Source organism: Halorussus salinus (assembly GCF_004765815.2).
Taxonomy (GTDB): Archaea; Halobacteriota; Halobacteria; order Halobacteriales; family Haladaptataceae; genus Halorussus; species Halorussus salinus.
The window spans coordinates 13,368-34,158 of sequence record NZ_ML974129.1; the positions used below are offsets into that span (position 1 = coordinate 13,368).

Annotated in this window: 22 protein-coding genes; 12 read left to right on the top strand and 10 right to left on the bottom strand. The window is 66.6% G+C overall.

Annotation, left to right across the window (positions count from 1 at the left end; translation table 11 throughout):
• Window positions 1-29: 29 nt before the first annotated feature.
• From EPL00_RS11905 to EPL00_RS11920, 4 genes are all read right to left on the bottom strand, one after another.
• A complete protein-coding gene (locus EPL00_RS11905; protein ID WP_135854390.1) occupies window positions 30-230 on the bottom strand; it encodes a dodecin in 201 nt (66 codons plus the stop codon).
• A gap of 74 nt (window positions 231-304) precedes the next feature.
• Window positions 305-955, bottom strand: coding sequence for a hypothetical protein (locus tag EPL00_RS11910; protein ID WP_135854391.1), 651 nt, complete (start codon window positions 953-955; stop codon window positions 305-307).
• Window positions 952-1,560, bottom strand: coding sequence for a hypothetical protein (locus EPL00_RS11915; RefSeq protein ID WP_135854392.1), 609 nt, complete (start codon window positions 1,558-1,560; stop codon window positions 952-954). Before EPL00_RS11915 ends, EPL00_RS11910 begins: the two co-directional genes overlap by 4 nt.
• Window positions 1,561-1,717: 157 nt before the next feature.
• Window positions 1,718-2,716: a metal-dependent hydrolase gene (locus tag EPL00_RS11920; protein ID WP_202932627.1), complete on the bottom strand. Its 999-nt coding sequence runs from the start codon at window positions 2,714-2,716 to the stop codon at window positions 1,718-1,720.
• A gap of 652 nt (window positions 2,717-3,368) precedes the next feature.
• Here EPL00_RS11920 and EPL00_RS11925 point away from each other — a divergent pair.
• The gene (locus EPL00_RS11925; RefSeq protein WP_202932628.1) at window positions 3,369-4,559 is read left to right on the top strand and encodes a pyridoxal-phosphate-dependent aminotransferase family protein; all 1,191 of its coding nucleotides are present in this window, start codon (window positions 3,369-3,371) and stop codon (window positions 4,557-4,559) included.
• An 89-nt stretch (window positions 4,560-4,648) separates the two neighbouring features.
• On the opposite strand, the gene EPL00_RS11930 is transcribed toward EPL00_RS11925, so the two are convergent.
• From EPL00_RS11930 to EPL00_RS11940, 3 genes are all read right to left on the bottom strand, one after another.
• Window positions 4,649-4,966, bottom strand: a complete 318-nt coding sequence (locus EPL00_RS11930; RefSeq protein ID WP_135854393.1) for a DUF7116 family protein — start codon at window positions 4,964-4,966, stop codon at window positions 4,649-4,651.
• Window positions 4,967-5,010: 44 nt separating this feature from the next.
• Window positions 5,011-5,544 carry a hypothetical protein gene (locus tag EPL00_RS11935; protein WP_135854394.1) on the bottom strand — a complete coding sequence of 178 codons (534 nt, stop codon included), beginning with the start codon at window positions 5,542-5,544 and terminating at the stop codon, window positions 5,011-5,013.
• A gap of 67 nt (window positions 5,545-5,611) precedes the next feature.
• Window positions 5,612-5,851, bottom strand: a complete 240-nt coding sequence (locus EPL00_RS11940) for a DUF5816 domain-containing protein (RefSeq protein ID WP_135854395.1) — start codon at window positions 5,849-5,851, stop codon at window positions 5,612-5,614.
• 108 nt (window positions 5,852-5,959) lie between these two features.
• On the opposite strand from EPL00_RS11940, the gene EPL00_RS11945 reads away from it, so the two are divergent.
• Both EPL00_RS11945 and EPL00_RS11950 read left to right on the top strand, forming a co-directional pair.
• On the top strand, window positions 5,960-7,372 hold the full coding sequence (locus EPL00_RS11945) for a bifunctional metallophosphatase/5'-nucleotidase (RefSeq protein WP_135854396.1): 1,413 nt from the start codon (window positions 5,960-5,962) through the stop codon (window positions 7,370-7,372).
• Window positions 7,373-7,399: 27 nt separating this feature from the next.
• On the top strand, window positions 7,400-7,804 hold the full coding sequence (locus tag EPL00_RS11950; protein ID WP_135854397.1) for a universal stress protein: 405 nt from the start codon (window positions 7,400-7,402) through the stop codon (window positions 7,802-7,804).
• 24 nt (window positions 7,805-7,828) lie between these two features.
• Here the strand turns inward: EPL00_RS11950 and EPL00_RS11955 are convergent, their stop codons facing one another.
• Entirely contained in the window at window positions 7,829-8,875 is a 1,047-nt protein-coding gene (locus EPL00_RS11955; protein ID WP_135854398.1) for a mechanosensitive ion channel family protein, read from the bottom strand.
• Window positions 8,876-9,037: 162 nt separating this feature from the next.
• On the opposite strand from EPL00_RS11955, the gene EPL00_RS11960 reads away from it, so the two are divergent.
• Window positions 9,038-9,781 carry a proteasome assembly chaperone family protein gene (locus EPL00_RS11960; protein ID WP_135854399.1) on the top strand — a complete coding sequence of 248 codons (744 nt, stop codon included), beginning with the start codon at window positions 9,038-9,040 and terminating at the stop codon, window positions 9,779-9,781.
• 474 nt (window positions 9,782-10,255) lie between these two features.
• Window positions 10,256-11,311 carry an HTH-type sugar sensing transcriptional regulator TrmB gene (gene trmB / locus EPL00_RS11965; protein WP_135854400.1) on the top strand — a complete coding sequence of 352 codons (1,056 nt, stop codon included), beginning with the start codon at window positions 10,256-10,258 and terminating at the stop codon, window positions 11,309-11,311.
• Window positions 11,312-11,332: 21 nt separating this feature from the next.
• Here the strand turns inward: trmB and EPL00_RS11970 are convergent, their stop codons facing one another.
• On the bottom strand, window positions 11,333-12,286 hold the full coding sequence (locus EPL00_RS11970) for a hypothetical protein (protein ID WP_135854401.1): 954 nt from the start codon (window positions 12,284-12,286) through the stop codon (window positions 11,333-11,335).
• 127 nt (window positions 12,287-12,413) lie between these two features.
• Here EPL00_RS11970 and EPL00_RS11975 point away from each other — a divergent pair, with 127 nt between their 5' ends.
• The 7 genes from EPL00_RS11975 (at window position 12,414) to EPL00_RS12005 (ending at window position 19,755) form a co-directional block, all read left to right on the top strand.
• Window positions 12,414-13,391, top strand: coding sequence for an aldo/keto reductase (locus tag EPL00_RS11975; protein WP_135854683.1), 978 nt, complete (start codon window positions 12,414-12,416; stop codon window positions 13,389-13,391).
• Between the two features lie 273 nt (window positions 13,392-13,664).
• On the top strand, window positions 13,665-15,119 hold the full coding sequence (locus tag EPL00_RS11980) for an extracellular solute-binding protein (RefSeq protein ID WP_135854684.1): 1,455 nt from the start codon (window positions 13,665-13,667) through the stop codon (window positions 15,117-15,119).
• 33 nt (window positions 15,120-15,152) lie between these two features.
• Window positions 15,153-16,136, top strand: coding sequence for a carbohydrate ABC transporter permease (locus EPL00_RS11985; protein ID WP_135854402.1), 984 nt, complete (start codon window positions 15,153-15,155; stop codon window positions 16,134-16,136).
• Window positions 16,137-16,138: 2 nt separating this feature from the next.
• Window positions 16,139-17,062 carry a carbohydrate ABC transporter permease gene (locus EPL00_RS11990; RefSeq protein ID WP_135854403.1) on the top strand — a complete coding sequence of 308 codons (924 nt, stop codon included), beginning with the start codon at window positions 16,139-16,141 and terminating at the stop codon, window positions 17,060-17,062.
• A gap of 6 nt (window positions 17,063-17,068) precedes the next feature.
• Entirely contained in the window at window positions 17,069-18,268 is a 1,200-nt protein-coding gene (locus EPL00_RS11995) for an ABC transporter ATP-binding protein (protein WP_135854404.1), read from the top strand.
• Window positions 18,268-18,471 (top strand): hypothetical protein, encoded by a 204-nt coding sequence (locus EPL00_RS12000; RefSeq protein ID WP_135854405.1) that lies wholly within the window; start codon window positions 18,268-18,270, stop codon window positions 18,469-18,471. The genes EPL00_RS11995 and EPL00_RS12000 overlap by 1 nt, the downstream gene beginning before the upstream one ends.
• 210 nt (window positions 18,472-18,681) lie before the next feature.
• A complete protein-coding gene (locus EPL00_RS12005) occupies window positions 18,682-19,755 on the top strand; it encodes a Gfo/Idh/MocA family protein (protein WP_135854406.1) in 1,074 nt (357 codons plus the stop codon).
• Window positions 19,756-19,855: 100 nt separating this feature from the next.
• On the opposite strand, the gene EPL00_RS12010 is transcribed toward EPL00_RS12005, so the two are convergent.
• Window positions 19,856-20,791 (bottom strand): hypothetical protein, encoded by a 936-nt coding sequence (locus EPL00_RS12010; protein WP_135854407.1) that lies wholly within the window; start codon window positions 20,789-20,791, stop codon window positions 19,856-19,858.

A 20,791-nucleotide genomic window follows, 5' to 3' on the forward strand; every position in this document is an offset into this window, starting at 1 on the left:
GGACGAATCGACTCTCCGGCGTCGGTCCGCTACTCCTCCAACTCGAAGGCGACCGTGACCTCGGCCTGATACTCGCGGTCCGGCGCGTTGGCCACCTCGACGCCCAACTCGTCTACTTCGATCCACTTCACGTTCTGGAGGGTCTCCTCGGCGCGGTCGATGGCGTCGTCCGCGGCGGCGTCGAAACTCTCGGAACTCGTGCCGATGAGCGTGATCTTCTTGAACACCATAGCTCCTCCGGATACGGCGGGGAGACGCAAAAAGGTACACGGCCGCTCGCCCCGCCGATTCGCCGACGGCGTTCCTACTCGCCGATTCGGCGGCGGTCGAGGCGGTCGGCGAGCGCGCCCACCACGTCCGAGAGGTACGCCGTCCCCCAGACCGCGACGAGGAGGCCGCCCACCGTGTCGAACAGCAGGTCCTTCATCGTGTCTTCGAGACCGAACTGGGTGAGAATCTTGGCGCTCCCCATGATGGAAGCCAGTCCGCCGACGCCGAACTCGATGACCTCCCAGACGACGCCGAACGCCACGACGAACAGCAGAATGAAGACGAACGTGAACCGCGGCGGGAGGTAGATGTCGTCGGTGTGTTCGTCGAGCGCGCGGGTGGTCGCGTAGCCGATGGCCGCCACGAGCGACGACGAGAGCGCGTGGGTCATGTGGTCCCACCACCAGAGCGTCGGGTCGCGGTACGGGCCGAGCGTCCCGAGCGCGTGGAGGAAGACGGCGGCCGTAATCCAGAGGGTCAACCCCGCGTCCATCGGAATGTCGTAGTCGCGTTCGAGTATCGCGGGCAGGAACGTGATGGCGAACGCGATGCTCGCGTTGACCACGACGCCGACGTTCCGCCGGTAGAGACCCGCCAGCAGGACGACCACGAGTCCGACCTCCATCGCGCGGGTCGCCTGTTTCTGTCTGCGCTCGGAGATGCGGAGTCGGTCGCGGACTCTCATAGCCGCTCACCGTGTTCCCCCGGCAGTCGCGCCCCGACGCGCGCGAACCGCCGGAAGTACCACTCGAAGACGACGCCAGCCACCACGCCGACGGCCGTCGCGGCCACGAAGTCCCACATCAGTCGGTGTTCGCTGTGGATGAACGCGGTGCCGAGGTAGATGTCCGAGAGCCACTGGACGACCGCCCAGACGCCCGCGGTGGCTATCGTGGCGACCACGACGAACAGCACCGCGAACCAGTAGGTCATCTCGACGGGGGTGAAGACGTGCAACTCGACGGCGACGACGAGCGCCAGCGCCGCGACCGAGAGGTACGTCGCCACCCGCGAGGTAATCGGGAGCGTCGCCATCGCCCGCCCGAGGACCGGGAGCGCCGAGAGCGCCAACACTTCCCACGGGAGCATCACCGTCCAGTCTCGGTCGGCGACCGCGGGGACCAGCGCCACCGCCGCGACGAACGCGGCGAACCCCGCCCAGAGGAGGTTCCCGTCGAGGAACTCCTCGGCCGCGACCAGCGCGAGGAAGGCCACGAGCGCCCACCCGAGGGCGGCGTTCACGCGCTCGTCCTCTACGACTCGGTCGAGCGCGCCCGTACTGCGTGCCATGGCGGTTCGTAGAGAGCGACCCGATATGAAAGCAAGGGGTGTCGGGTCGGTCCGAGTCAGGTCGGTGGGGCCGAGTCGCTCGAACCGGGTCCGGCGAGGCCGGGTCCTTCGGCCCCGTCGAGTCGGCCACGCCGCCCGAGTGACGAGGAGCGAACGCTCACGCGAACGGGACCGACACGTAGACCAGCGTGTAGGTCAGCGCGGCGATGGAGACCGCCGTCAGGCCGGTCAACACCCACGTCACGGCCTCGTTCCACTCCGCGGACAACACCGACCGGGAGGGCAGGAGGTTCGGCGCGACCCCGACCGCGCCGACCGCCAGAATCGAGAACACGAAGTGGTACGACACGTCGAGCGTCGGCGCGGGCATCGCCACCGCCGCGATGGCGTAGGCGGCCCCGAACGCCGCGCGGGTGTCCACGTGTTCGAGGAGACGCCGGTCGGTCGCGCGCAGGTAGACGTACCCCGCGAGCCAGATAGTCGCCAACTCGACGCCGAACACCGCCAACAGGTTGAGCGTCGGGTCCGCGAGCAGGGTGACGCGCTCGGTCAGCAGACGCAGGTCCAGCGGATACAGGAAGCGCGGCGGCGCGCCCGTGAACAGGTCGCCGAAGGGGTGGGTAAGCAACCCCAGAAGCGCCGCGGCCAGAATCGTCCGCGGGCCGAAGTCGGTCCGGCGCGCGGCGACCGCCGCGACGGCGAGGCCCGCGAGGAGGAACGCCAGCATCACCGCGCCGCCGAGGAGGCCGCTCTCGGCGACCGACGCGGCGGTCAGTCCCGTCACGAGCGCGGCCGCGAGGAGCCGAGACCAGCGGCCGCCGAGGCGAGACCATCGGCCGTCCGAGCGCGACGCCGCGGTCTTGCGCCCCGCGACCGCCGCCGCGAACGCCGCGCTGGCGACGACGCCGACGACGAGCGAGTGGGTCACGGCGCGGTGGACGAGGTGGGAACTCTGCCAGAACGCTTCGGTCATGGCCCAAACGCCCCCGAACCCGACCTGCGCGAGGCCGACGACGGCGTAGAGCATGTCCACGTCCGGCACCGCGGCGAACGCGCCCGCAATCGCCCCGAATGTGAGGGCGCGCTCGCTGGGCCACCGTCGCATCGTGACGGCGGTCGCTACGGCGAACGCGACCATCGCGTGCCCGACCATCATGGATACGTCCGTTGGCGCTCGGGCGATATAAGCGTCTCCCCGTCTGCGAGAGATTTACAGTCGGGGTTCCCGTGTCACCGAACACAGCCGTCGTTAGCCATCGACATGTCTGTAGCTGGCGAAAAGAAATACTACGCTTTTCTAAACTCGTCTACGCACGGCTATCGAGCGCGAGAGTGACGTAATCGGTCGGGCGGAAATCTCCGCCCGCCACGGCAGAAAGACGGCTCGGGACGCCGCGCAAGCGGTCGCGACCGCGACTCGGCCGCCCTCCGTCGGGCAGTAGCGTCGTGCCCGCACGGGGTCGGACCAACCTCCCCCGTTTGGTGGACCCTCGTACGGGCTTCGGTCGTAGCCGTCCGTCGGTCGCTCCCGCGGTCCCCCGCGGGTCCGGTCGTGCCGTTTCGAAATCTCGCCCGTCGAACGCGCCCCCGTCGCGTCCGTCTGGGCGTCATCATGTATGCCAGTCACTGGAATAAACGGACACGACCGTTCTGTCCGTTCAGCGACCGAAACGCCGGGTTTCCCCGGCTTCCAGTCGTTCGGAGTCGCGCAACGCGACGTTACGAGACCTCACGCCGTCGGAAACGATGGAATAATCCGGTCGCGGGGGTGAAATCGTTTAAGTCGCCGCGGGGAGATATCACGGGGTATGGTGGAGAAACCCGACGTTGGCGAGTTGACGCCGCCGGACAGGACGCTGATGGGTCCCGGACCGAGCGAGGTCCACCCGCGGGTACTGCGCGCGATGAGTACCCCGCTGGTCGGCCACTTGGACCCCTCGTTCATCGAGGTCATGAACGAGGTCCAAGACCTGCTCCGGTACACCTTCCGGACGGACAACCAGTGGACGATTCCGGTCTCGGGCACCGGTTCGGCCGCGATGGAGGCCGCCATCGGTAACGTCGTGGAACCCGGCGACACGATGCTGGTGCCGACGAACGGTTACTTCGGCGGCCGGATGGAGGAGATGGCCACTCGCGCGGGCGGCGAGGTCGTCCACGTGGACGCGCCGTGGGGCGAGCCGTTGGACCCCGCCGACGTGGCCGCGGCGATGGACGAACACCAACCCGACGTGTTCGGGTTCGTCCACGCCGAGACCAGCACGGGCGTCCTCCAACCCGAGGTGTCGGAACTGACGAGCGTCGCCCACGACCACGACGCGCTCGTGATAGCCGACACCGTGACCTCGCTCGGCGGCGTCGAGCTGAAGGTAGACGACTGGGACATCGACGTGGCCTACTCCGGCCCGCAGAAGTGCCTCTCGTGTCCGCCGGGCGCGGCCCCGCTCACGCTCAACGACCGCGCGATGGACAAGGTGCTGTCCCGCGACGAGGAGGCCCGGTCGTGGTATCTCGACCTCTCGTTGCTGGAAGGCTACTGGGGAGACGACCGGTCGTACCACCACACCGCGCCCATCACGAACGTCTACGCGCTCCGGGAGGCCCTGCGCCTCGTCGCCGAGGAGGGCATCGAAGACCGCTGGGAGCGCCACCGCGAGAACGCCAGCGCGTTGAAGGCGGGCGTCGAGGCGATGGGGATGGAGATGAACGCGGCCGACGACTACTGGCTCCCGAGCCTCAACGCGGTTCGCGTGCCCGACGGCGTGACCGACACCGACGTGACGAGCTACCTGCTCGACCAGTACGACCTCGAAATCGCCACCGGACTCGGTGACTTGGAGGGCGACATCTTCCGCATCGGTTGCATGGGGTACTCGTCGCGCGCCGAGACGGTCTCGTACCTGATGGCCGCGCTGGGCGACGCGCTCGACGAGCAGGGCGCGGACGTGGACGTAGAGGCCGGACTCGCGGCGACGGCCGAACGGCTCGGCGAGCGGTAAGTCGAGCGACGGCGGTCGAACTGCCCGGTGAGACGCGATGCGCGGTGAAATGCGAAACGGTGCGCCGGAAGTCCGGCGCGAGAACGATTTTAGGCTGCTGTCGCACTCGGCGGTGCGCGGAGGACTTCGTAGTCGCCGCCCTCTCGGACGCCGATTATCGCCCACTCGTACTCCGGGTCGGTCCGTCGGAGATGCCGACGAAGCTCGGACGCGCGGTCGCTCCACGTTACGAAACAGCGTAACTCGCCGTCGTCCGGAGTCGTCTCTGAGTCGGTCAGGGCCGTGACGCGAACGACCCGCCACTTCCGTTCGGCTCGGAACTCGTCACCGTCGCCGGAGACGGTGTAGCCCAAGTCGGAGAAGATGGTCCTCGCCTGTTCGATGGGCGGTGTGCTAACAGTGGCCATCCATGTGGACCTTACACGGACGAGGTAATAAACTTTCTTGCGACCTACCGGAGTCGGAGCGTCGGGTCGCGGTGTTGAGACGCGAACTCCTCGATTTCGTCGTTCTGTCGCAGTTCCTTGATTCGCTGACGTGCGGTCTCGTTGTCGATGCCCGCGACGGTCTGGGCCACCCGCAACACCTTCGGTTGGGGAACGCCCCGCTCGTCCGTGACCGCTTCGCGCTGGTCGCCTTCCGCTTCGGTGACTTCCCTCTGAATCACCGCTATCACGTCGCGGATGTCGCCGCTGTCGGAAATCGACTCGTGCCAGTCGGCCGGATAGGCGCTGAGTCGGCCGTCACCGAGGTCGTAGAGTCGTCCGCCTTCCTCCCACCGGTCGCTGTCGGTGAGTCGTTCGTCTATCGCGTCGAGGTCCACGTCGAAGTAGACTGCGTCGGCGTAGGCCGCGAGTAGTTCGCGGTCGATTCCCCGCCCCTCGTCTCGGTGGTGGGCCTCGATGGTTTGGACGAACTCCGGAAACGTGAGCGTCTCGCTGTGGCTATCGAGTTCTTCCACCACTTCCTCGCGTACGTCTGTCATAGTAGTGGTTCGGGAAAAGCGGGCAAAAGCCGACTGGCCGAATCGACGGCGGTTGGCTCCGGCCGTCTCACTCGTGGGCCGCGTCCCACTCGGTCGGCTTCCGGACGTTCCCGCAGACGTTGCACTCGATGCGGCCCATCGAGTCCATCGCGTTGTCGATTCGCTCGCAGTTGCCACAGAGGTAGCCGTAGCGGTTCTCGCGGGCGTCGTCGCCGTAGACGACGAAGAACGGTCCCCTCGACCCGCGGTCGCCCTCGTCGCGGGCCACGTACACCGTCCGGCCGTCTGTCGTCGTGGTCGCGTCCATCGCCTCCGCGTAGGCGGTCCGGGCGTTTAGGCACTCCGGACCCGCCCGAAACGATTCCGCCGAACCGTCCCGAAGGAATCATATCGCGGGGCTGGCAACGCCGACCCAATGGCTCCCCGCCTCGTCCACTACTCCGACGTGGAGAACGTCTACGACACCCCCGAGCGCGCGGGGCGACTCGCCGGTCTCCTCCGGGAACTCGGTGGCGACGACGCCCTCCTCGCGGGGTCGGGCGACAACACCTCGCCGGGCGTCCTCGCGCTGGTCGAGGAGGGCGCGCAGGCGCTCGACTTCTTCGCGGCGGTCGAACCCGACGTGGAGACGTTCGGCAACCACGAGTTCGACCACGGCACGGCACCGCTCCGGGACCTCGTGGCCTCCTCGCCCCAGACGTGGGTCAGCGCGAACGTCTGGCGAGACCGGCCCGACGAGACGGCGGACGCGGACGGCCGAGACCGCCAGCGGTTCGGCGCGGACGCGGGCGTCGTCCCCTCGACGGTCGTCGAGGCCGACGGCGAGACGGTCGGATTCGTCGGCGTCACGACCGAGCGCACGGGGTCGATAAACCCGGAGGCGACCGACATCGAGTTCACCGACCCGATAGCGGCGGCCCGCGACGCGCTGGCCGACCTCGACGCCGACTATCGGGTTCTCGTCTCGCACCTCGGCCAGCGCGACGAGGAGCTAGCCCGCGCCGTCGAGGCCGACGCCATCCTCGGCGGTCACGTCCCGACCGAGCGACGCGACCGCATCGACGGGACGCTCCTCACTCGCCCCGGCGACGGCGGGTCGGTCGTCCTCGAAGTGGACCTCGGGTCGGGCGAGGTGACGCGCCACAACGTCGCGGACGCGCCGATACACGAGGAGGTCGCCGACGCGATGCGCGCGAGGCTCGCCGAGACGGGCCTGAACGACGTGGTAGGGACGGTCGAAGAACCCATCTGTCGGAAGGAGACGACGCTGTTCGGCGGCGAGTGCCGACTCGGGAACTTCGTCGCCGATGCCTACCGCTGGGAGACCGACGCCGAGGTGGGTCTCCAGAACAGCGGCGGGGTCCGGACCGGCGACGACCTGACCGGGGAGATTACCGCGGCGGACCTCGTGAGCGTCACGCCCTTCGAGGAGCGCGTCGTCGTCGCCGAGGTGCCCGGCGACGACCTCCGGGCGGCCTTCGAGTGGGCCGCCAGCCCCGATTTGGGCTTCGCCGAGGAGGGCTGGTGGCACGCGCAGGTCAGCGGCGCGACGGTCGCGTGGGACCCCGACGCCCACCGCGTCGAGTCGGTCGCTGTCGGCGGCGAACCGGTGGCCGACGACCGGACCTACTCGGTCGCGCTCTCGGATTACGTCCTCCACACCGACGACGAGTTCCCGTCGCTCCGGGAGTCTCAGCGGGTCGAGACCGCGGGCATTCAGTACGAGGTGCTGGTCGAGTACGCCCGCGAAACCGGCGTCGCACCCGAACTCGACGGCCGAATCGCGGACGGTAGCGACCCGGAGCGACCGCGAGTAACCGAGAGGTAAAAGGGGCCGGGCGGCGTCTCCGAAGACGTGACTCGCGTCGTCGTCCCCGTCAGGTATCCGCTCACCGAACACTCCGAGCGAACGCTCGCGGAGGCCATCCGCGTCGCCGACGAGCGCGACGCGGCGCTCACCGTCCTGCACGTCAACCTCTACCACCGCGGGCGAGAGGTGTCGCGCACCGAGTTGAAGCGCGCGGTCGAATCGGCGTTCGACCGGATTCCCCACTCGCGGTACGTCGTCCGCGAGGGGTTTCTGGTCGAGGAGACCATCCTCGAAGAGGTCGCGGCCGAGAAGGCCGACGTGGTCGTCATCGGCCACAAGCAGGCGGGTCGCTGGCGGCGGATGCTCCGGAAGCTGACCTCCGACCCCGACATCGAGGGGTACCTCCGCGAGCAACTCGACGCCGAAGTCGTCACGGTCGGGCGCGACTGACGGGCGAGGCGCGGCCGCGTCCGTTCAGTCCGGCGAGTCGAACTCCTCGGGCGAGTCGAACTCCTCGGGCGAGTCGAACTCCTCGGGCGAGTCGAACTCCTCGGGCCGCGGCCGAGTGTCGCTCTCGCCGTCGGGGTGAGGTCGCTTTTCGTCGTCCGGGCGGGGGCGCTCCTCGGTCTCCGTGACCGCCACGCTGGCGGTGCCGCTGGTCTCGTCGAACACGAGGTGGCTGTGGGGGTAGGCGATTTCCACGTCGGCGTCGTCGAGTTGGTCCCAGACTTGCTCTTGAATCTTCGACTCGACCCGACCCACGTAGTAGGGGTCTTTCACCCAGTAGCGCAGGTCCAACAGGACGCCGTGGTCGGCGTACTCCTTGATGTACGCGACCGGGGCGGAGGGGTAGCGCGCGCTCCCGATGCGGATGTCCGGTCCGCCCTCCACGACCTCGGTCGTCTCGCGGGCCGCCCGCTCCATGATGGCGCGGGCCTGCTCCAAGTCGCCCTCGTAGGTCACGAGCAGTTCCAGCGAGAGCCGCGACCGGGTGTCCTCCGCCGAGAAGTTGATCACGTCCCGGTCGCGCATGTTCGAGTTCGGAATCACGAGGAAGGTGTTTTCGAGCGTGAAAATCTTGGTGTACCGGAGCGTGATGTCCTCGACGTAGCCCCGCTGGTTGCGGTCCACGAGTTCTATCATGTCGCCGATTTCGTAGGGCTGGTCGGCCAGCAGAAAGAGGCCGTTGATGACGCTCCCGATGATGGGCGCGAGGACCAGACCCAACACCGCGGAGAAGACCGTGACCGAAAGCAGAATGTCGCCCGGTCTGAGTCCGAACTGGTTCGCGGCGACCGACGCCGCGAGTACCATCACGATGCCCCGTAACCCGCCCAGAACCGTCTTGGTCAGGCTCGGGCGCTGGAACCGCCGGGCGACGGGTCGGCCGAGAAACCGTATCAGGAGCTGGCTCCCGTACCACGCGACCACGAGTATCAGCGCGGCCGTCAGGTAGCTCTCGCCGGGGAGGCTCCTGTAGGTCTCCAAGAACTGCTCGATAGCCTCGGCGACCGTGACCATGCCACCAACCTTTCCCGGCGTTGGCAAAACGCTTTCGCCCGAGGGAGCGCGGGTCGCTCGTCGCTCCTCGGTTAGTCGCCACACTCCCGGCCACCGGACAGCGCCCGACCACGAACAGCGACCCCGCAAAGACCTAAGAGCTGGTTCGTCGTACGTGTCGATATGAGTAGCGAGCCGCGTTCTGTAGGCGCTTCGTTTGAAATCGACGCCCACGACCTCCAAGAGACGGTCGTCGTCGGATTCTCACAGTTCGGGCTTGCGGGCCTGACCGCGGTGGACTACCTCGTGGACCACCTCGACTTCGACGAGGTCGGCCACATCACGGCCGACCAACTCCCCGCCATCACGCCCTTCGAGAACGGCCAGCCGCGCCACCACACTCGCGTCTTCTCCCACGAAGGGGCGGGCCTGTCGCTCCTCGTCGGCGAACTGTTCGTCCCGGCGTGGGCGGCCCAACCGTTCAGCGAGGCCGTGCTGGAGTGGACCGAAGCCGAGGGCATCGAGGAGGTCACGGTCCTCCACGGCGTCACGATTCCCCACGCGCCCGACGAGCATCAGGTGTTCTACGTCGCCACCGAGGACTACCGCGAGCATCGCCTCGCCGACACCGAGATACCCCCGATGGGACGCGGGTTCCTCGACGGCGTGAACGCCGAACTCGTGGCCCGCGGGATGGAGTCAGACCTCCGGACCGCGACGCTCGTCACGCCGGTCCACGCCCAAGCCCCGGACGTGGAGGCCGCGATTCGACTCCTCGACGCGACCCAGCGAATCTACGGTCTCGACGTGGACACCGGCCCGCTGGAGGAGTTCGCCGCCGAGATACAGGGCTACTACGAGGGTCTCGCCGAACGACTCACCGAGCGCGCCGAAACCGAGGGACCGGAAGACCGGATGTACATGTAGAACCTTTTGCCGCGCTCGGAGAGTCGCCGCTGGCGACTCTCCTCGCTGGCAAAACGTTCATGAAAAACACTGCGTCACCCCCTCAGAAGCGCCTGCGGCGCTTCTTCGAGGGTTCCTTGGTCCGCTCGCTCGTGGCTCAGCGCGGCGCTTCGCGCCGCGCTCTCGCCCCTCGTTCGCGGTCGTCTGCTGGTGCGAACCGCATCGTCTGCTGGTGCGTGCCGCAGTTCCGTTGGCACACTCCCGATTCGTCTGGGTTCCCCGCTCCCGAGAGTTTATAAACGAAGCCGGGACGAACTCGTGGCGTGCCGACTCGTCGCGTCCTCTTCGGCCTCGCTTGCCTGCTCGTTCGGGTCGCTCAGCGACTGGTGGACGGGTTTTGCTCGGACACTACGCAGAGGATGAAACTCGTTTTCGGAAGTCGGTGCTACTCGAAATCGGATAAATCATTTACCCGTAGAGAGTATGGCCTCTCACATGAGTTCGGACGACCTCTACGCGACGATGGAGAAAGTCGGGGACCGGTTCGACCTCGGCGAGTACGAAATCGACGCCTACCTCACCGTGTTGGAACACGGCGACCTCACCGCGAGCCAGATAGCCGACCGCACCGATATCCCGCAACCCCGCGTCTACGACACCGTGCGGAGCCTCAGCGACCGCGGACTGGTCGAGTTGCGCGAGTCCCGACCGATGAAGGTCATCGCGGTGGACCCCGACGAGGCGTTCTCGGGCATCCAGTCGTCGCTGATGGACATGGTGTCGGAACTCGAAGCCCGCTACACCGCGCCCGCCAGAGAAACCGAGGCCGTCTCGCTGGTCAAGTCGCGCTCGACCATCCTCCGGTACTTGGAGGAGGTCATCGCCGAAGCCGAGTTCGAACTCGCGCTCTCGCTGACCCCGGACCTGCTGGAGCGGTTTTCCGACGAGTTGAGCGCGGCCATCGACGAGGGCGTCAGCGTCGAGTTGCTGGTCACGCCCGCCTCGGAAGCGCCCGACCCCGCGGAGTTCGACTACCTCGACGTGGCGACCACCGCCCGCGCTCGCCGGGGTATCACCACGCCCGTCATCGCGGTCGCGGACGGCGAGTACTCCATCTACGCCACCCAAGACGCCCTGCGCGACGACGAGGACCGCTACGGCGTCATTTTCAACCGCTCGGCGCTCGGCTTTCTCGTCTCGGGATTCTTCGGCACGGTCCTCTGGACCACCGCCGAGCGCACCCTCTCGACCGACGGCGAGGACCGCCCGTTCCCCCGCCGGTACGCCTCCATCCGGCGCTGTGTGAAGGAGTTACAGGAACTCGACGGCGACTTCTACGCCACCATCGAGGGCCGGGATATCGAGACCGGTTCGTCCCGAATCGTGGAAGGAGAGGTCGTCGGCTTCTCGTTCGAGGCGGGCGAGCGCGTCGCCGGGATGAAGATAGAGACCGCCGACGGCGTGGTCACGGTCGGCGGGCAGGTCGCGGCGCTCGAAGACGTGGAAGCCCACGAAATCCGAATCGGACGGAACAGTCCGCCCGCGCGCTGACGGAGAGTCGGTCAGCGCCCGCTACTCGAAGGTGTAGAGTCGCGCGTCGCAGTCGGCACAGGCCAACACGTCGTCGGGCGCGTCGGCTTGGGTCCCGCCCGGCCCGCCACAGCAGTCTACTTCTGTCGCCTCCTCGACCGGGCCGTCACAGACCGGACAGGCCCGCAGGAGCGTCCGGAGCGGTCCGGCGGCCTGCGCCCGGCGCGTCGCGTCGAGGTCGGTCTCGTCGGCTAGCGTCCGGACCGCGCTCGCCTCCGCGACGGCGACCGGTCGGGTGAGCCAACTTTCAGCGGCGGGGTCGTCGCTCCCGTCGGAGACGACGAACCACCGGTCGTCGTCGCCGGACCAGTTGCCCGACTCGACTACCTCCACGACGCTCTCGTCGGGGGCGACCTCCCGGAGCGCGGCCGCGAGCTGGTCGTCGTCCCGCGCTCGTAGCGTCTCCATCTCCGCGCGCCACGCCTCGCGGAACTCGTCGGCCAGCGCGACCGCCTCGCCGTCGGCGACGACCACGCCGCGGTCGAGGAGCGCCGCGAGGACTGCTTCTCCGGCGTCCTCCTCGGTCTCGTCGCCGAGCGACCCCGACGCGCCCGGAGCGGACTCGGCGGGCTTCGGCTCGTCCGGACTCTCGGGGTCTCCTCGGGCGTCCGAATCGTCCCGCGCGTCGGGTCCGCTCGTCGCGCCGAGGGTCCGGGACGCGCGGTCGGGCGCGGGGTCGTCGTGGCCGAAGAGGTCGCCGGGGAGGTACGAGACCAGTTTCGGCGCGAATTTGGGCGTGTAGGGGACCAGATACCCGCGGACCGCGATGGCCGCCGCGCCGATAGCTCCGAGACCGGCCGCGAGCAGACGCGAGCGTCGGCGCGCGACGACCGCGGCTGCGACGAGGAGTACCGCGCTGTTGACGACGGTGCAGGGCCAACACCGGCGGTCGCCCGTGTGCGAGGGGTCCCGGAGCCGGTCGTAGAGGGAGTCCATGGCCGACGTTTCGGGGGCGGTGGGCTTCGGTTTTCCGGACGCGGCGTCGTTTTCGTTCCGGAGCCTTGCCCCTCCCCACACGGTTTTGTCGGGCGTCGCCGTAGCAGACCGCGTGCCAGAGACAGACATGGAGTACACGACGCTCGGCGACACCGGCCTCGAAGTCTCGCGATTCTGCCTCGGGTGCATGAACTTCGGGAGCGACCGCGAGTGGATGATCGACGACGACGAGAAGAGCCACGAGATAATCGACCGCGCCATCGACCTCGGTATCAACTTCCTCGACACCGCGAACGTCTACTCGCGCGGCGAGAGCGAGGAGATAGTCGGCGACGCCATCGCCGAGTACGACCGCGAGGAGTTGGTGATAGCGACGAAGGTGTATGGGTCGATGGGCGAGGGACCGAACAAGCAGGGCCTCTCGCGCAAGCACATTCTAGACCAAGTGGAGGGGAGCTTACAGCGCCTCGACACCGACTACATCGACCTCTACCAGATTCACCGCTGGGACGACTCGACGCCCATCGAGGAGACCCTCCACGCGCTCGACCACCTCGTCGAGACCGGGAAAGTCCGGTACGTCGGTGCCTCCACGATGGCCGCGTGGCAGTTCACGAAGGCCCTCTACGAGAGCGACCTGAACGACTACGCTCGGTTTGCCTGCATGCAACCCCAGTACAACCTCGTGGACCGCCAAGAGGAGGAGAACGTCCTGCCGGTCTGTGCAGACGAGGGAGTCGGCGTCATCCCGTGGAGTCCCCTCGGCGGCGGGTTCCTGACCGGCAAGTACGACCGCGAGGACGACCCCGACGAGGGCCGGGCCGCGACCGACGAACACACCCACGAGCGGTTCACCGACGACAACTGGCAGGTGTTGGACGCGGTGCGAGAAGTCGCCGACGAGAGGGACGCGTCGCCCGCGCAGGTCAGTCTCGCGTGGCTCCTGCACAAGGACGTGGTGGACGCGCCGATAATCGGCCCGCGGAGCATCGACCACTTAGAGGAGAACGTGGGCGCGCTCGATGTCGCGCTCGACGACGAGGAGATGGAGCGACTCGAAGCGCCGTTAGAGCCAGCTTGGTCTCGCGTTATCGCGGACCTGTAGCGTCCGAAATTGTCCCCTCAGACGCTCTTATTTCGACAATCCAGTATTAGAACTGTGGTGTACCCCCGCCGCTGAGGCGGACGGCCGCCACTCGACCCAACGACGCGAACGCGCTCGCGGAAAGCCGACCTTACTGTTGACAGCACACAACTACAACCGTAGTTACTATCACAAGGATATAAATGGGGAAACGTGGTCATACGCGTTGGAATGGTTGACAGTAGTTCACACGAGTCCGACGGCCGAGACGGCAGCGTCTCCCGACGGAACTTCGTGCGAGCAGTGGGGGCATCGGGTGCGGCGGCAGGACTCGCCGGTTGCGTCGGTGGGGGTGACCCGGAGCAAACCGACACGAGCGGGACGATAGGAAACGTGGACAATCAGGGGCAGACGACGACGCTCCAGTGGGCCACCGACCCCGACTTCCAAGGGGCGACGTGGAACGAGGAGCTTCAGCCGATTCTGTACAACAACGGACTGTCGAACGACATCGAGGTGAACGTCCTCGCGGGACCGTCGGTGACGGACAACCGCCGGGCGCAGTACCAGCAGTGGCTCTCGGCGGGCCGGAACAAACCGGACCTCCTCTACATCGACAGCGGGTGGACGATTCCGTTCATCGTCCGCAACCAGTTGCTGAACCTGAGTCAGGCCGGGAACTTCGGCCAAGAACAGATGCAGCAGCTCGAAAACGAGTACTTCGAGGCCAGCGTCTCCACCGCGAGGGGACCGAACGGCGACCTGTTCGCCGTGCCGATGTTCCCCGACTTCCCGACGATGCAGTACAATAAGCAGTACCTGCGAAACGCGGGCTTCGGGCAGTCGGACTTCGACACGTGGGCCAGCGACTCGATGACGTGGCAGCGGTTCGCCGAAGTCACGAATCAGGCCAAGCAGAACAACGACATCCAGTACGGCTTCACGTTCCAAGCGAACGCCTACGAGGGCCTGTCGTGCTGTGACTTCAACGAGTTCATGTCGAGTTGGGGCGGGGCGTACTTCGGCAACCCCGAACAGAACCTGTTCGGACCGGTCGGCGACCGACCCATCACCGTGAACGAACCGCAGGTGGTCAACGCCATCAAGATGGTCCGAACGTTCATCCACGGGTCGGACGCCAACAACACGCTAAACAACTATCAGGGTAACATCGCGCCCGCGGCGGTGATGCAGTGGACCGAGGAGCCCTCGCGGAAACCGTTCACGAACGGCGACGCCGCGATGCACCGCAACTGGCCCTACGCCATCAACATCAGCGGGTCGGAGGACAACCTCGGGCAGGACCTCGGCGTGATGCCGATTCCGTACGCCAAGACCGCCCAAGAGGCGAAGTATCCGATGACCGGCGGCCCGGTGGCGGCGCTGGGCGGGTGGCACAACGCGGTCAATCCCAACTCCAACAACACCGAGGCGGCCGTCGAGGTCATCAAAGCGATGATGAGCGACGAGTTCAAGTACAAGCTCTTCGAGGTGCTGGGCTTCCTCCCGCCGGAACCCCAACTGCTGACCTCCAGCCGGGCACAGGAAGTGCCCGTGATGGGCCGGTACGTCGAGCAGTTCCGCATCGCTGGCGAGAACGCGATTCCGCGCCCCGTCACGCCGGTTTGGCCCGCGCAGTCGGCCAAAATCGCCCAGCAGGTCAACGGCGCGTTCGGTCAGGGCGGCAGACCCCAGCAGGCGATGACCCAGCTTCAGGCGCAGCTCGAAGCCATCGAATCGAGCGCGTAGACGTTCCAAAGACAAACAATCCCACACATTTTCATGTCAACGACTGACGAAGGGGTTCGTGAATCCCGGCGGTCGGGGCCGTACGTCGCGGTAGTCCGCTGGATGGAGAACCTCAGCGACACCCAGTTCGCGTACCTGCTGTTGACGCCGGTGCTGTTGTTGCTCGGCCTCATCGCGTTCTGGCCGCTGTTGAGTACGTTCCGGATGTCGCTGTTCGCCGACAACCTCGTGGGGAGCGCCGCGCTCGGGGAGTTCGTCGGGCTGGAGAACTACGTCGCACTCCTGACCGGCGAGCGCGACGCGCTGTTGGTCAGACCGTTCTTCGACCCGGCGACGCCGTTCCAGAGCGCCCTGACGGTGACGCTCATCTTCACCGTGGTTAGCGTCTTCTTCGAGACCATCGTCGGGTTCGGACAGGCGCTGGTCTTGGACCAAGACTTCCGGGGCCGACGGTGGGTTCGGGTCGCTATCATCATCCCGTGGGCGGTTCCCATCGTGATTCAGGGGATGATCTTCTTCCTGCTGTTCCAACCGAACATCGGGTTCCTCGTGGACCCGCTCCAGAGTTTGGGCGTCTTCACCTCAACGCCGCTGTCGAACTCGGTGGACTCGCTCATCATCCTCGTGGTCGCGGACGTGTGGAAGACCTCGGCGTTCATGGCGCTCATCATCCTCGCCGGACTCCAGAGCGTCGATCGGAGCCTCTACGACGTGGGGCGAGTCGCTGGCGCGTCGAAGTACCAACAGTTCCGGATGATTACCCTGCCGCTGGTCCTGCCGTCGGTGCTGGTCGCGATGCTGTTCCGGACCATCGGCGCGATGCGTATCTACGGTCTCATCGAGACGGTCGTGGGGTGTAACACGGTGCCATCGCTGTCGTGTCTCGTCGTCACGACCTTCCGCGGGTCGCGGATGTACGGGACTTCGGCGGCGGTCGCGTTCATCACGGCGGGACTCATCGGTATCGTGGTCTCGGTGTACATCGTCAAGTACGCGGACACGGAGACGGGAGGCTAACGATGGCTACGGAAACAGATTCCAGCAAAGGTGCGTTCTCGCGGTGGGCAGACTCGGCGATACAGAATCCGGGGAAGGTGTATCGGGCGATGTTCTACGTCGCCATGATATTCTTCCTGTTCACCACCTTGTTCCCGTTCTACTGGCTACTGGTGCTGGCTCTCACGCCGAACGAGGCTATCACTAGCTTCGGCTTCCCGCCGGTTCCCCACGGGTTCAACCCCGGCGCGTTCGTGGAGGTGTTCACGACGGTCCCGTTCCACCTCTACATGTTCAACAGCTTCGTCCTCGGCATCGCCACGACCGCTATCGTGTTGGTACTGGCGAGTCTGGCGGGCTACGTGTTCGGACGGCTCGACTTTCCGGGGAAGGGCGCGCTGATGTTGCTGATACTGGCGGTGTCGTACTTCCCGCCAGCGGCGTTCATCATCCCGCTGTTCCGACTGTTCACCGGCAACATCTCGCTGTTGGGCGTGTCGAGTCCGAACCTGTTCAACACCCCCTTCTCCATGATACTGCCGTTCAGCGCGCTGTTCATGCCGCTGTCGATATTCATCCTCTCGACGTTCTACGGCCAGATTCCGGACGGGCTGGAGGACGCCGCGCGCATCGAGGGGACGACGCGGCTCGGGGCGCTGTTCCGGGTCATCATGCCCTTGTCGGCTCCGGGAGTCGCCACCGCGGGCGTGTTGACGTTCATCTCGGTGTACAACGAGTTCTTCTTCTCGTTCCTGATGACCTCGGGCGAGGCCCAGAGCTGGGCACCCATCGTCTGGGGCATCCTGAGCTATCAGGGCCAGTACACGCAGTTGTACAATCTCATGGCGGCCGCGAGCATCGTCGGGGTCCTACCCGTTGCCATCCTCGTCGTCGTCGCGCAGGAGAAAATCGTCAGCGGACTCACCGCAGGAGCGCTCAAGGAGTGATTCACAATGGGTAAAGTCATTTTGGACGATGTCACGAAACGCTACGCGGACGTAACGGCAGTCGACAACATGAACCTCGAAATCGAGGACGGCGAGTTCGTTACCCTCGTCGGCCCGTCGGGGTGTGGGAAGTCCACCACGCTGGAGACCATCGCGGGGTTGACCATCCCCACGTCCGGCACCATCACCATCGCGGAGCGCGATGTGACGAACCTGCCGCCGAAGGACAGGGGGATAGCGATGGTGTTCCAGAACATCGCGCTGTTTCCCCACATGGACGTGTACGACAACATCAGCTTCGGCCTCCGGTTGCGCGATTACCCGAAAGACGAGATAGACCGCCGGGTCGATCGAGCGTCGGACATCGTGCAGTTGGAAGGAATGTTAGAGCGGATGCCCGACGAGATGTCGGGCGGTCAACGCCAGCGCGTCGCTATCGCTCGCGCAATCGTGCGGGAACCGGAAGTGTTCCTGATGGACGAACCGCTGGCAAATCTGGACGCGAAACTGCGCGTCCACATGCGGACGGAACTCCAGCGCCTCCACAAAGAACTGGACACCACCATCATCTACGTGACCCACGACCAAGCCGAGGCGATGACGATGTCCGACCGCATCGCCATCATCGACGGCGGCGAACTCCAACAGATCGACCCGCCGCTGGTCTGTTACAACGAACCGGCGAACCTCTTCGTCGCCGGGTTCATCGGCTCGCCCTCGATGAACTTCGTCGAGGGCGAAGTCACCGCGACGGGCCTCTCGACGCCCGATTTTAACGTGGACTTCGACACCACGCAACTCTCGGGCGTCACCGAGGGCGACCACCTGACGCTCGGCGTCCGGCCCGAAGACGTGTATCTCCGCGAGAAGGGTCGGGAGATCGCCAACCCGACTCAGGCGATTCAGGCCCGGACCGACGTGTTGGAGCCGATGGGCGACGAGATATTCGTCTACCTGCTGACCGGCGACGCCGCGGAACCGCAGTTGGAGACCGAGGGCGACGAGGCCGAGATGCCACAGAACCAACTGCTGATGAGCGTCGACCCCTCGTCGGACATCGAGAGCGAACAGGACGTGGAGGTCGTCCTCGACCGCGAGCGCGTCCACCTCTTCGACACCGAGACCGGCGAAGCCATCAGCCACAGCCTCGAATTCGCGGCGGCCGAACCGAGCGCGACCGAGACAGAAGCGGAGGGCGACGACTGATGGTCACGACGCTCGGCTGGCTCTACCTCGTCGGCGGGACGGTCCTGTTCTTCTTCTGGGCGTACGGCATCGTGTCGTTCGCCTTCGACTGCAAGAACAAGTTCCTTCCCGCGATTCGGACGTTCGTGGCCAACCGCCGGGCGCAGAAAGAAGAATCCGAGCGCGAGAGCGAGCGCGAGGAGGCCGAGCGCCAGTTGTACTGATGTGGCGACCCGACGGACGACGGACGGGGCGGTCCCGGCGACGGTGGGCCGACTGCGAACCGACCGGACCCTCCTCGGGCGGACTGCGAACGGCGGGGAGACTACCGGACGCTGCCCGAGCGCGTCCGGTGGCGCTACGTTTCCGCTCGTTGATGGACGACCGAACAGAAAAGCCTAACAACGATTCACGGTTGCCTACCACTAGTAACTATGTCTGCTACGAATGAGCCGGTTCGCGTCGGATTCGTCGGCCTCGGAAACATCGGTCACTACCACGCCGACCGCCTCGTGGACTTGGACGGCGTCGATATCGTGGGCGGCGTCGATATCAATCCCGACGCGCGAGCGCGCTTCGCCGAGAAGTACGGCGTCGAATCGTACGAGAGCTACGAGGACCTCTACAGCGCCGCGGTGGACGCGGTCGTCGTCACCACGCCGAACAAGTTCCACGAGGAGTACGCGGTCGCGGCCCTCCGGAGCGGCCTCGACGTACTCCTCGAAAAACCGCTCGCCCACTCGCTGGAGAGCGCCGAGCGCATCGCCGAGGCGGCAAACAACGCCGAGGGCTTCTGCATGGTCGGGTTCCACAACCGCTTCCGGAACCCGGTCGAGGTCGTGAAAGCCTACCAAGAGGAGGGCCGGTTCGGTCGGACCCGCCACGTCGAGGCGAACTTCATCCGACGACGCGGCATCCCCGGCCGCGGGTCGTGGTTCACCAACAGCGAAATCGCGGGCGGCGGCGCGCTCATCGACATCGGCGTCCACGCCATCGACCTCTCGCTACACTTCCACGACTTCCCGACGGTCGAGGAGGTCTCGGGCACGATTCGCTCGCAGTTCGGGTCGCGCGACGACTACGCCTACCTCGAAATGTGGGGCGAGGACGCCCAGTCGGGCGAGTTCTCGGTGGACGACTCGGTGAGCGCGTTCATCCGCTGTGAGGGCGGCAAGACCATCGCGCTGGAGGTCGCGTGGGCCGCCAACCGCTCGCCCAACGAGGAGTACATCGTCCGCGGGACGGAAGCGGGCGCGACCTTCGACAAGGGCGACGACAGCCTCACGCTCCACGAGACGGGGCGACAGGGCACCGACCACTTCTCGGATTCGGAGATTCAGACCCGCCACGAGGACGCCCACAAGGCCGAACAGCGCATCTTCTTCGAGGCGGTCCGCGACGGCGTGGCCCCGACGATGAACACTGTCGAGCAGGCGCTGGAAGTCCAGCGCGTCATCGACGCCATCTACCGCTCCCACGAGGAGGGGCGCGCGATTCAGCTCGGATAGCTGAAGAGAAACCTCTGTCTGTCCTATAGGTTTCTACGTCTGTGTTTTAGATTCCTGTGTGTTGTTCGAGAAGCTATCGGTCTCGTCGTGCCGACCCGCGTCAGAAGGCGACCGTCCCGGTTTCGACCGCGAAGACGGCGGCGTCGTGCGCCAGCGAGAGGCTGAAATACGCGAGTGCGGGCACCGCGAGCGAGGAGGTCCGCGCGTAGGTCACCGCCGCGAGCGCGAGGACGACCACCTGTGTCGCCGCGAACAGCGCGCCGGTCGCGGACCCGACGGCGGCGACGGCCGAGAACAGGACCGCGCCGCCGACCGCCAGCACGGGCACCGCCGCGAGATAGCGGACCCACCCGCGGTCGGCCCGGTCCGCGCCGACGAGCGCGACGCCGACCGCGAGCGCGAACAGGACCGCGCCCGCGAGTCGCCCGCGGTCGGGAACCGGCGACAGTCCGGTCCCGCCCTGCGTTCCGACCAGCAGGAACGCTGTCGTCGCCGTCGTCAGCACCGCGGCGGCGTCGCGGCCGACGGCGCGCTCGAAACTCCCCTGCACGAGGACCTGACAGACGAGGAGATAGCTCGGCACGCCGACCAGCAGGCCCAGTCCGGTGACGACCGCGACCGGCCGGAGCGCCACGCCGGGGGCGTAACTCGTCCGCGCCAGCGAACTGTACGAGACGCCCGTGGCGTCGCCGACCAACGCGGTGAGCGCGACGAGGAGGGCCGGAACCGCGAGCGCCTCGACGAGCGCGGGGGTCTCCTCGCGGGTCGGCAGCGAGACTCGCACGTCGATGCCTCGACGCGTCGCGTAGGTGCCGACGAGCAGGCCGAGTACGGCGAGCAAGACGGTGCTGTGGACTAGTCCATCGACGAGAAGACCGCCGGGGAGCGCGACGAGGCCCCGGACGCGGGTCGTGACGGCGGCGACGCTTCGGAACGCGAGGGCGAACCCGACCGTCGCGGCGACGGCGAGTCCGAACTCGGCCGCGAGCGGGTGGTCTGCTCGGTCGAAGACCGGAGTCGAGTCGGAGGTGGCCAT

What these genes read in the sequence shown, in the direction of transcription:
- EPL00_RS11930 (WP_135854393.1), bottom strand. Translation starts at nt 4,966, where the DNA reads ATGGCCACTGTTAGCACACCGCCCATCGAACAGGCGAGGACCATCTTC.
- EPL00_RS11960 (WP_135854399.1), top strand. Translation starts at nt 9,038, where the DNA reads ATGAGTAGCGAGCCGCGTTCTGTAGGCGCTTCGTTTGAAATCGACGCC.
- EPL00_RS11905 (WP_135854390.1), bottom strand. Translation starts at nt 230, where the DNA reads ATGGTGTTCAAGAAGATCACGCTCATCGGCACGAGTTCCGAGAGTTTC.
- EPL00_RS11970 (WP_135854401.1), bottom strand. Translation starts at nt 12,286, where the DNA reads ATGGACTCCCTCTACGACCGGCTCCGGGACCCCTCGCACACGGGCGAC.
- EPL00_RS11975 (WP_135854683.1), top strand. Translation starts at nt 12,414, where the DNA reads ATGGAGTACACGACGCTCGGCGACACCGGCCTCGAAGTCTCGCGATTC.
- EPL00_RS11995 (WP_135854404.1), top strand. Translation starts at nt 17,069, where the DNA reads ATGGGTAAAGTCATTTTGGACGATGTCACGAAACGCTACGCGGACGTA.
- EPL00_RS12005 (WP_135854406.1), top strand. Translation starts at nt 18,682, where the DNA reads ATGTCTGCTACGAATGAGCCGGTTCGCGTCGGATTCGTCGGCCTCGGA.
- EPL00_RS11925 (WP_202932628.1), top strand. Translation starts at nt 3,369, where the DNA reads ATGGTGGAGAAACCCGACGTTGGCGAGTTGACGCCGCCGGACAGGACG.
- EPL00_RS11945 (WP_135854396.1), top strand. Translation starts at nt 5,960, where the DNA reads ATGGCTCCCCGCCTCGTCCACTACTCCGACGTGGAGAACGTCTACGAC.
- EPL00_RS11955 (WP_135854398.1), bottom strand. Translation starts at nt 8,875, where the DNA reads ATGGTCACGGTCGCCGAGGCTATCGAGCAGTTCTTGGAGACCTACAGG.
- EPL00_RS12010 (WP_135854407.1), bottom strand. Translation starts at nt 20,791, where the DNA reads ATGGCCACCTCCGACTCGACTCCGGTCTTCGACCGAGCAGACCACCCG.
- EPL00_RS12000 (WP_135854405.1), top strand. Translation starts at nt 18,268, where the DNA reads ATGGTCACGACGCTCGGCTGGCTCTACCTCGTCGGCGGGACGGTCCTG.
- trmB (WP_135854400.1), top strand. Translation starts at nt 10,256, where the DNA reads ATGAGTTCGGACGACCTCTACGCGACGATGGAGAAAGTCGGGGACCGG.
- EPL00_RS11920 (WP_202932627.1), bottom strand. Translation starts at nt 2,716, where the DNA reads ATGATGGTCGGGCACGCGATGGTCGCGTTCGCCGTAGCGACCGCCGTC.
- EPL00_RS11985 (WP_135854402.1), top strand. Translation starts at nt 15,153, where the DNA reads ATGTCAACGACTGACGAAGGGGTTCGTGAATCCCGGCGGTCGGGGCCG.
- EPL00_RS11915 (WP_135854392.1), bottom strand. Translation starts at nt 1,560, where the DNA reads ATGGCACGCAGTACGGGCGCGCTCGACCGAGTCGTAGAGGACGAGCGC.
- EPL00_RS11910 (WP_135854391.1), bottom strand. Translation starts at nt 955, where the DNA reads ATGAGAGTCCGCGACCGACTCCGCATCTCCGAGCGCAGACAGAAACAG.
- EPL00_RS11940 (WP_135854395.1), bottom strand. Translation starts at nt 5,851, where the DNA reads ATGGACGCGACCACGACGACAGACGGCCGGACGGTGTACGTGGCCCGC.
- EPL00_RS11935 (WP_135854394.1), bottom strand. Translation starts at nt 5,544, where the DNA reads ATGACAGACGTACGCGAGGAAGTGGTGGAAGAACTCGATAGCCACAGC.
- EPL00_RS11990 (WP_135854403.1), top strand. Translation starts at nt 16,139, where the DNA reads ATGGCTACGGAAACAGATTCCAGCAAAGGTGCGTTCTCGCGGTGGGCA.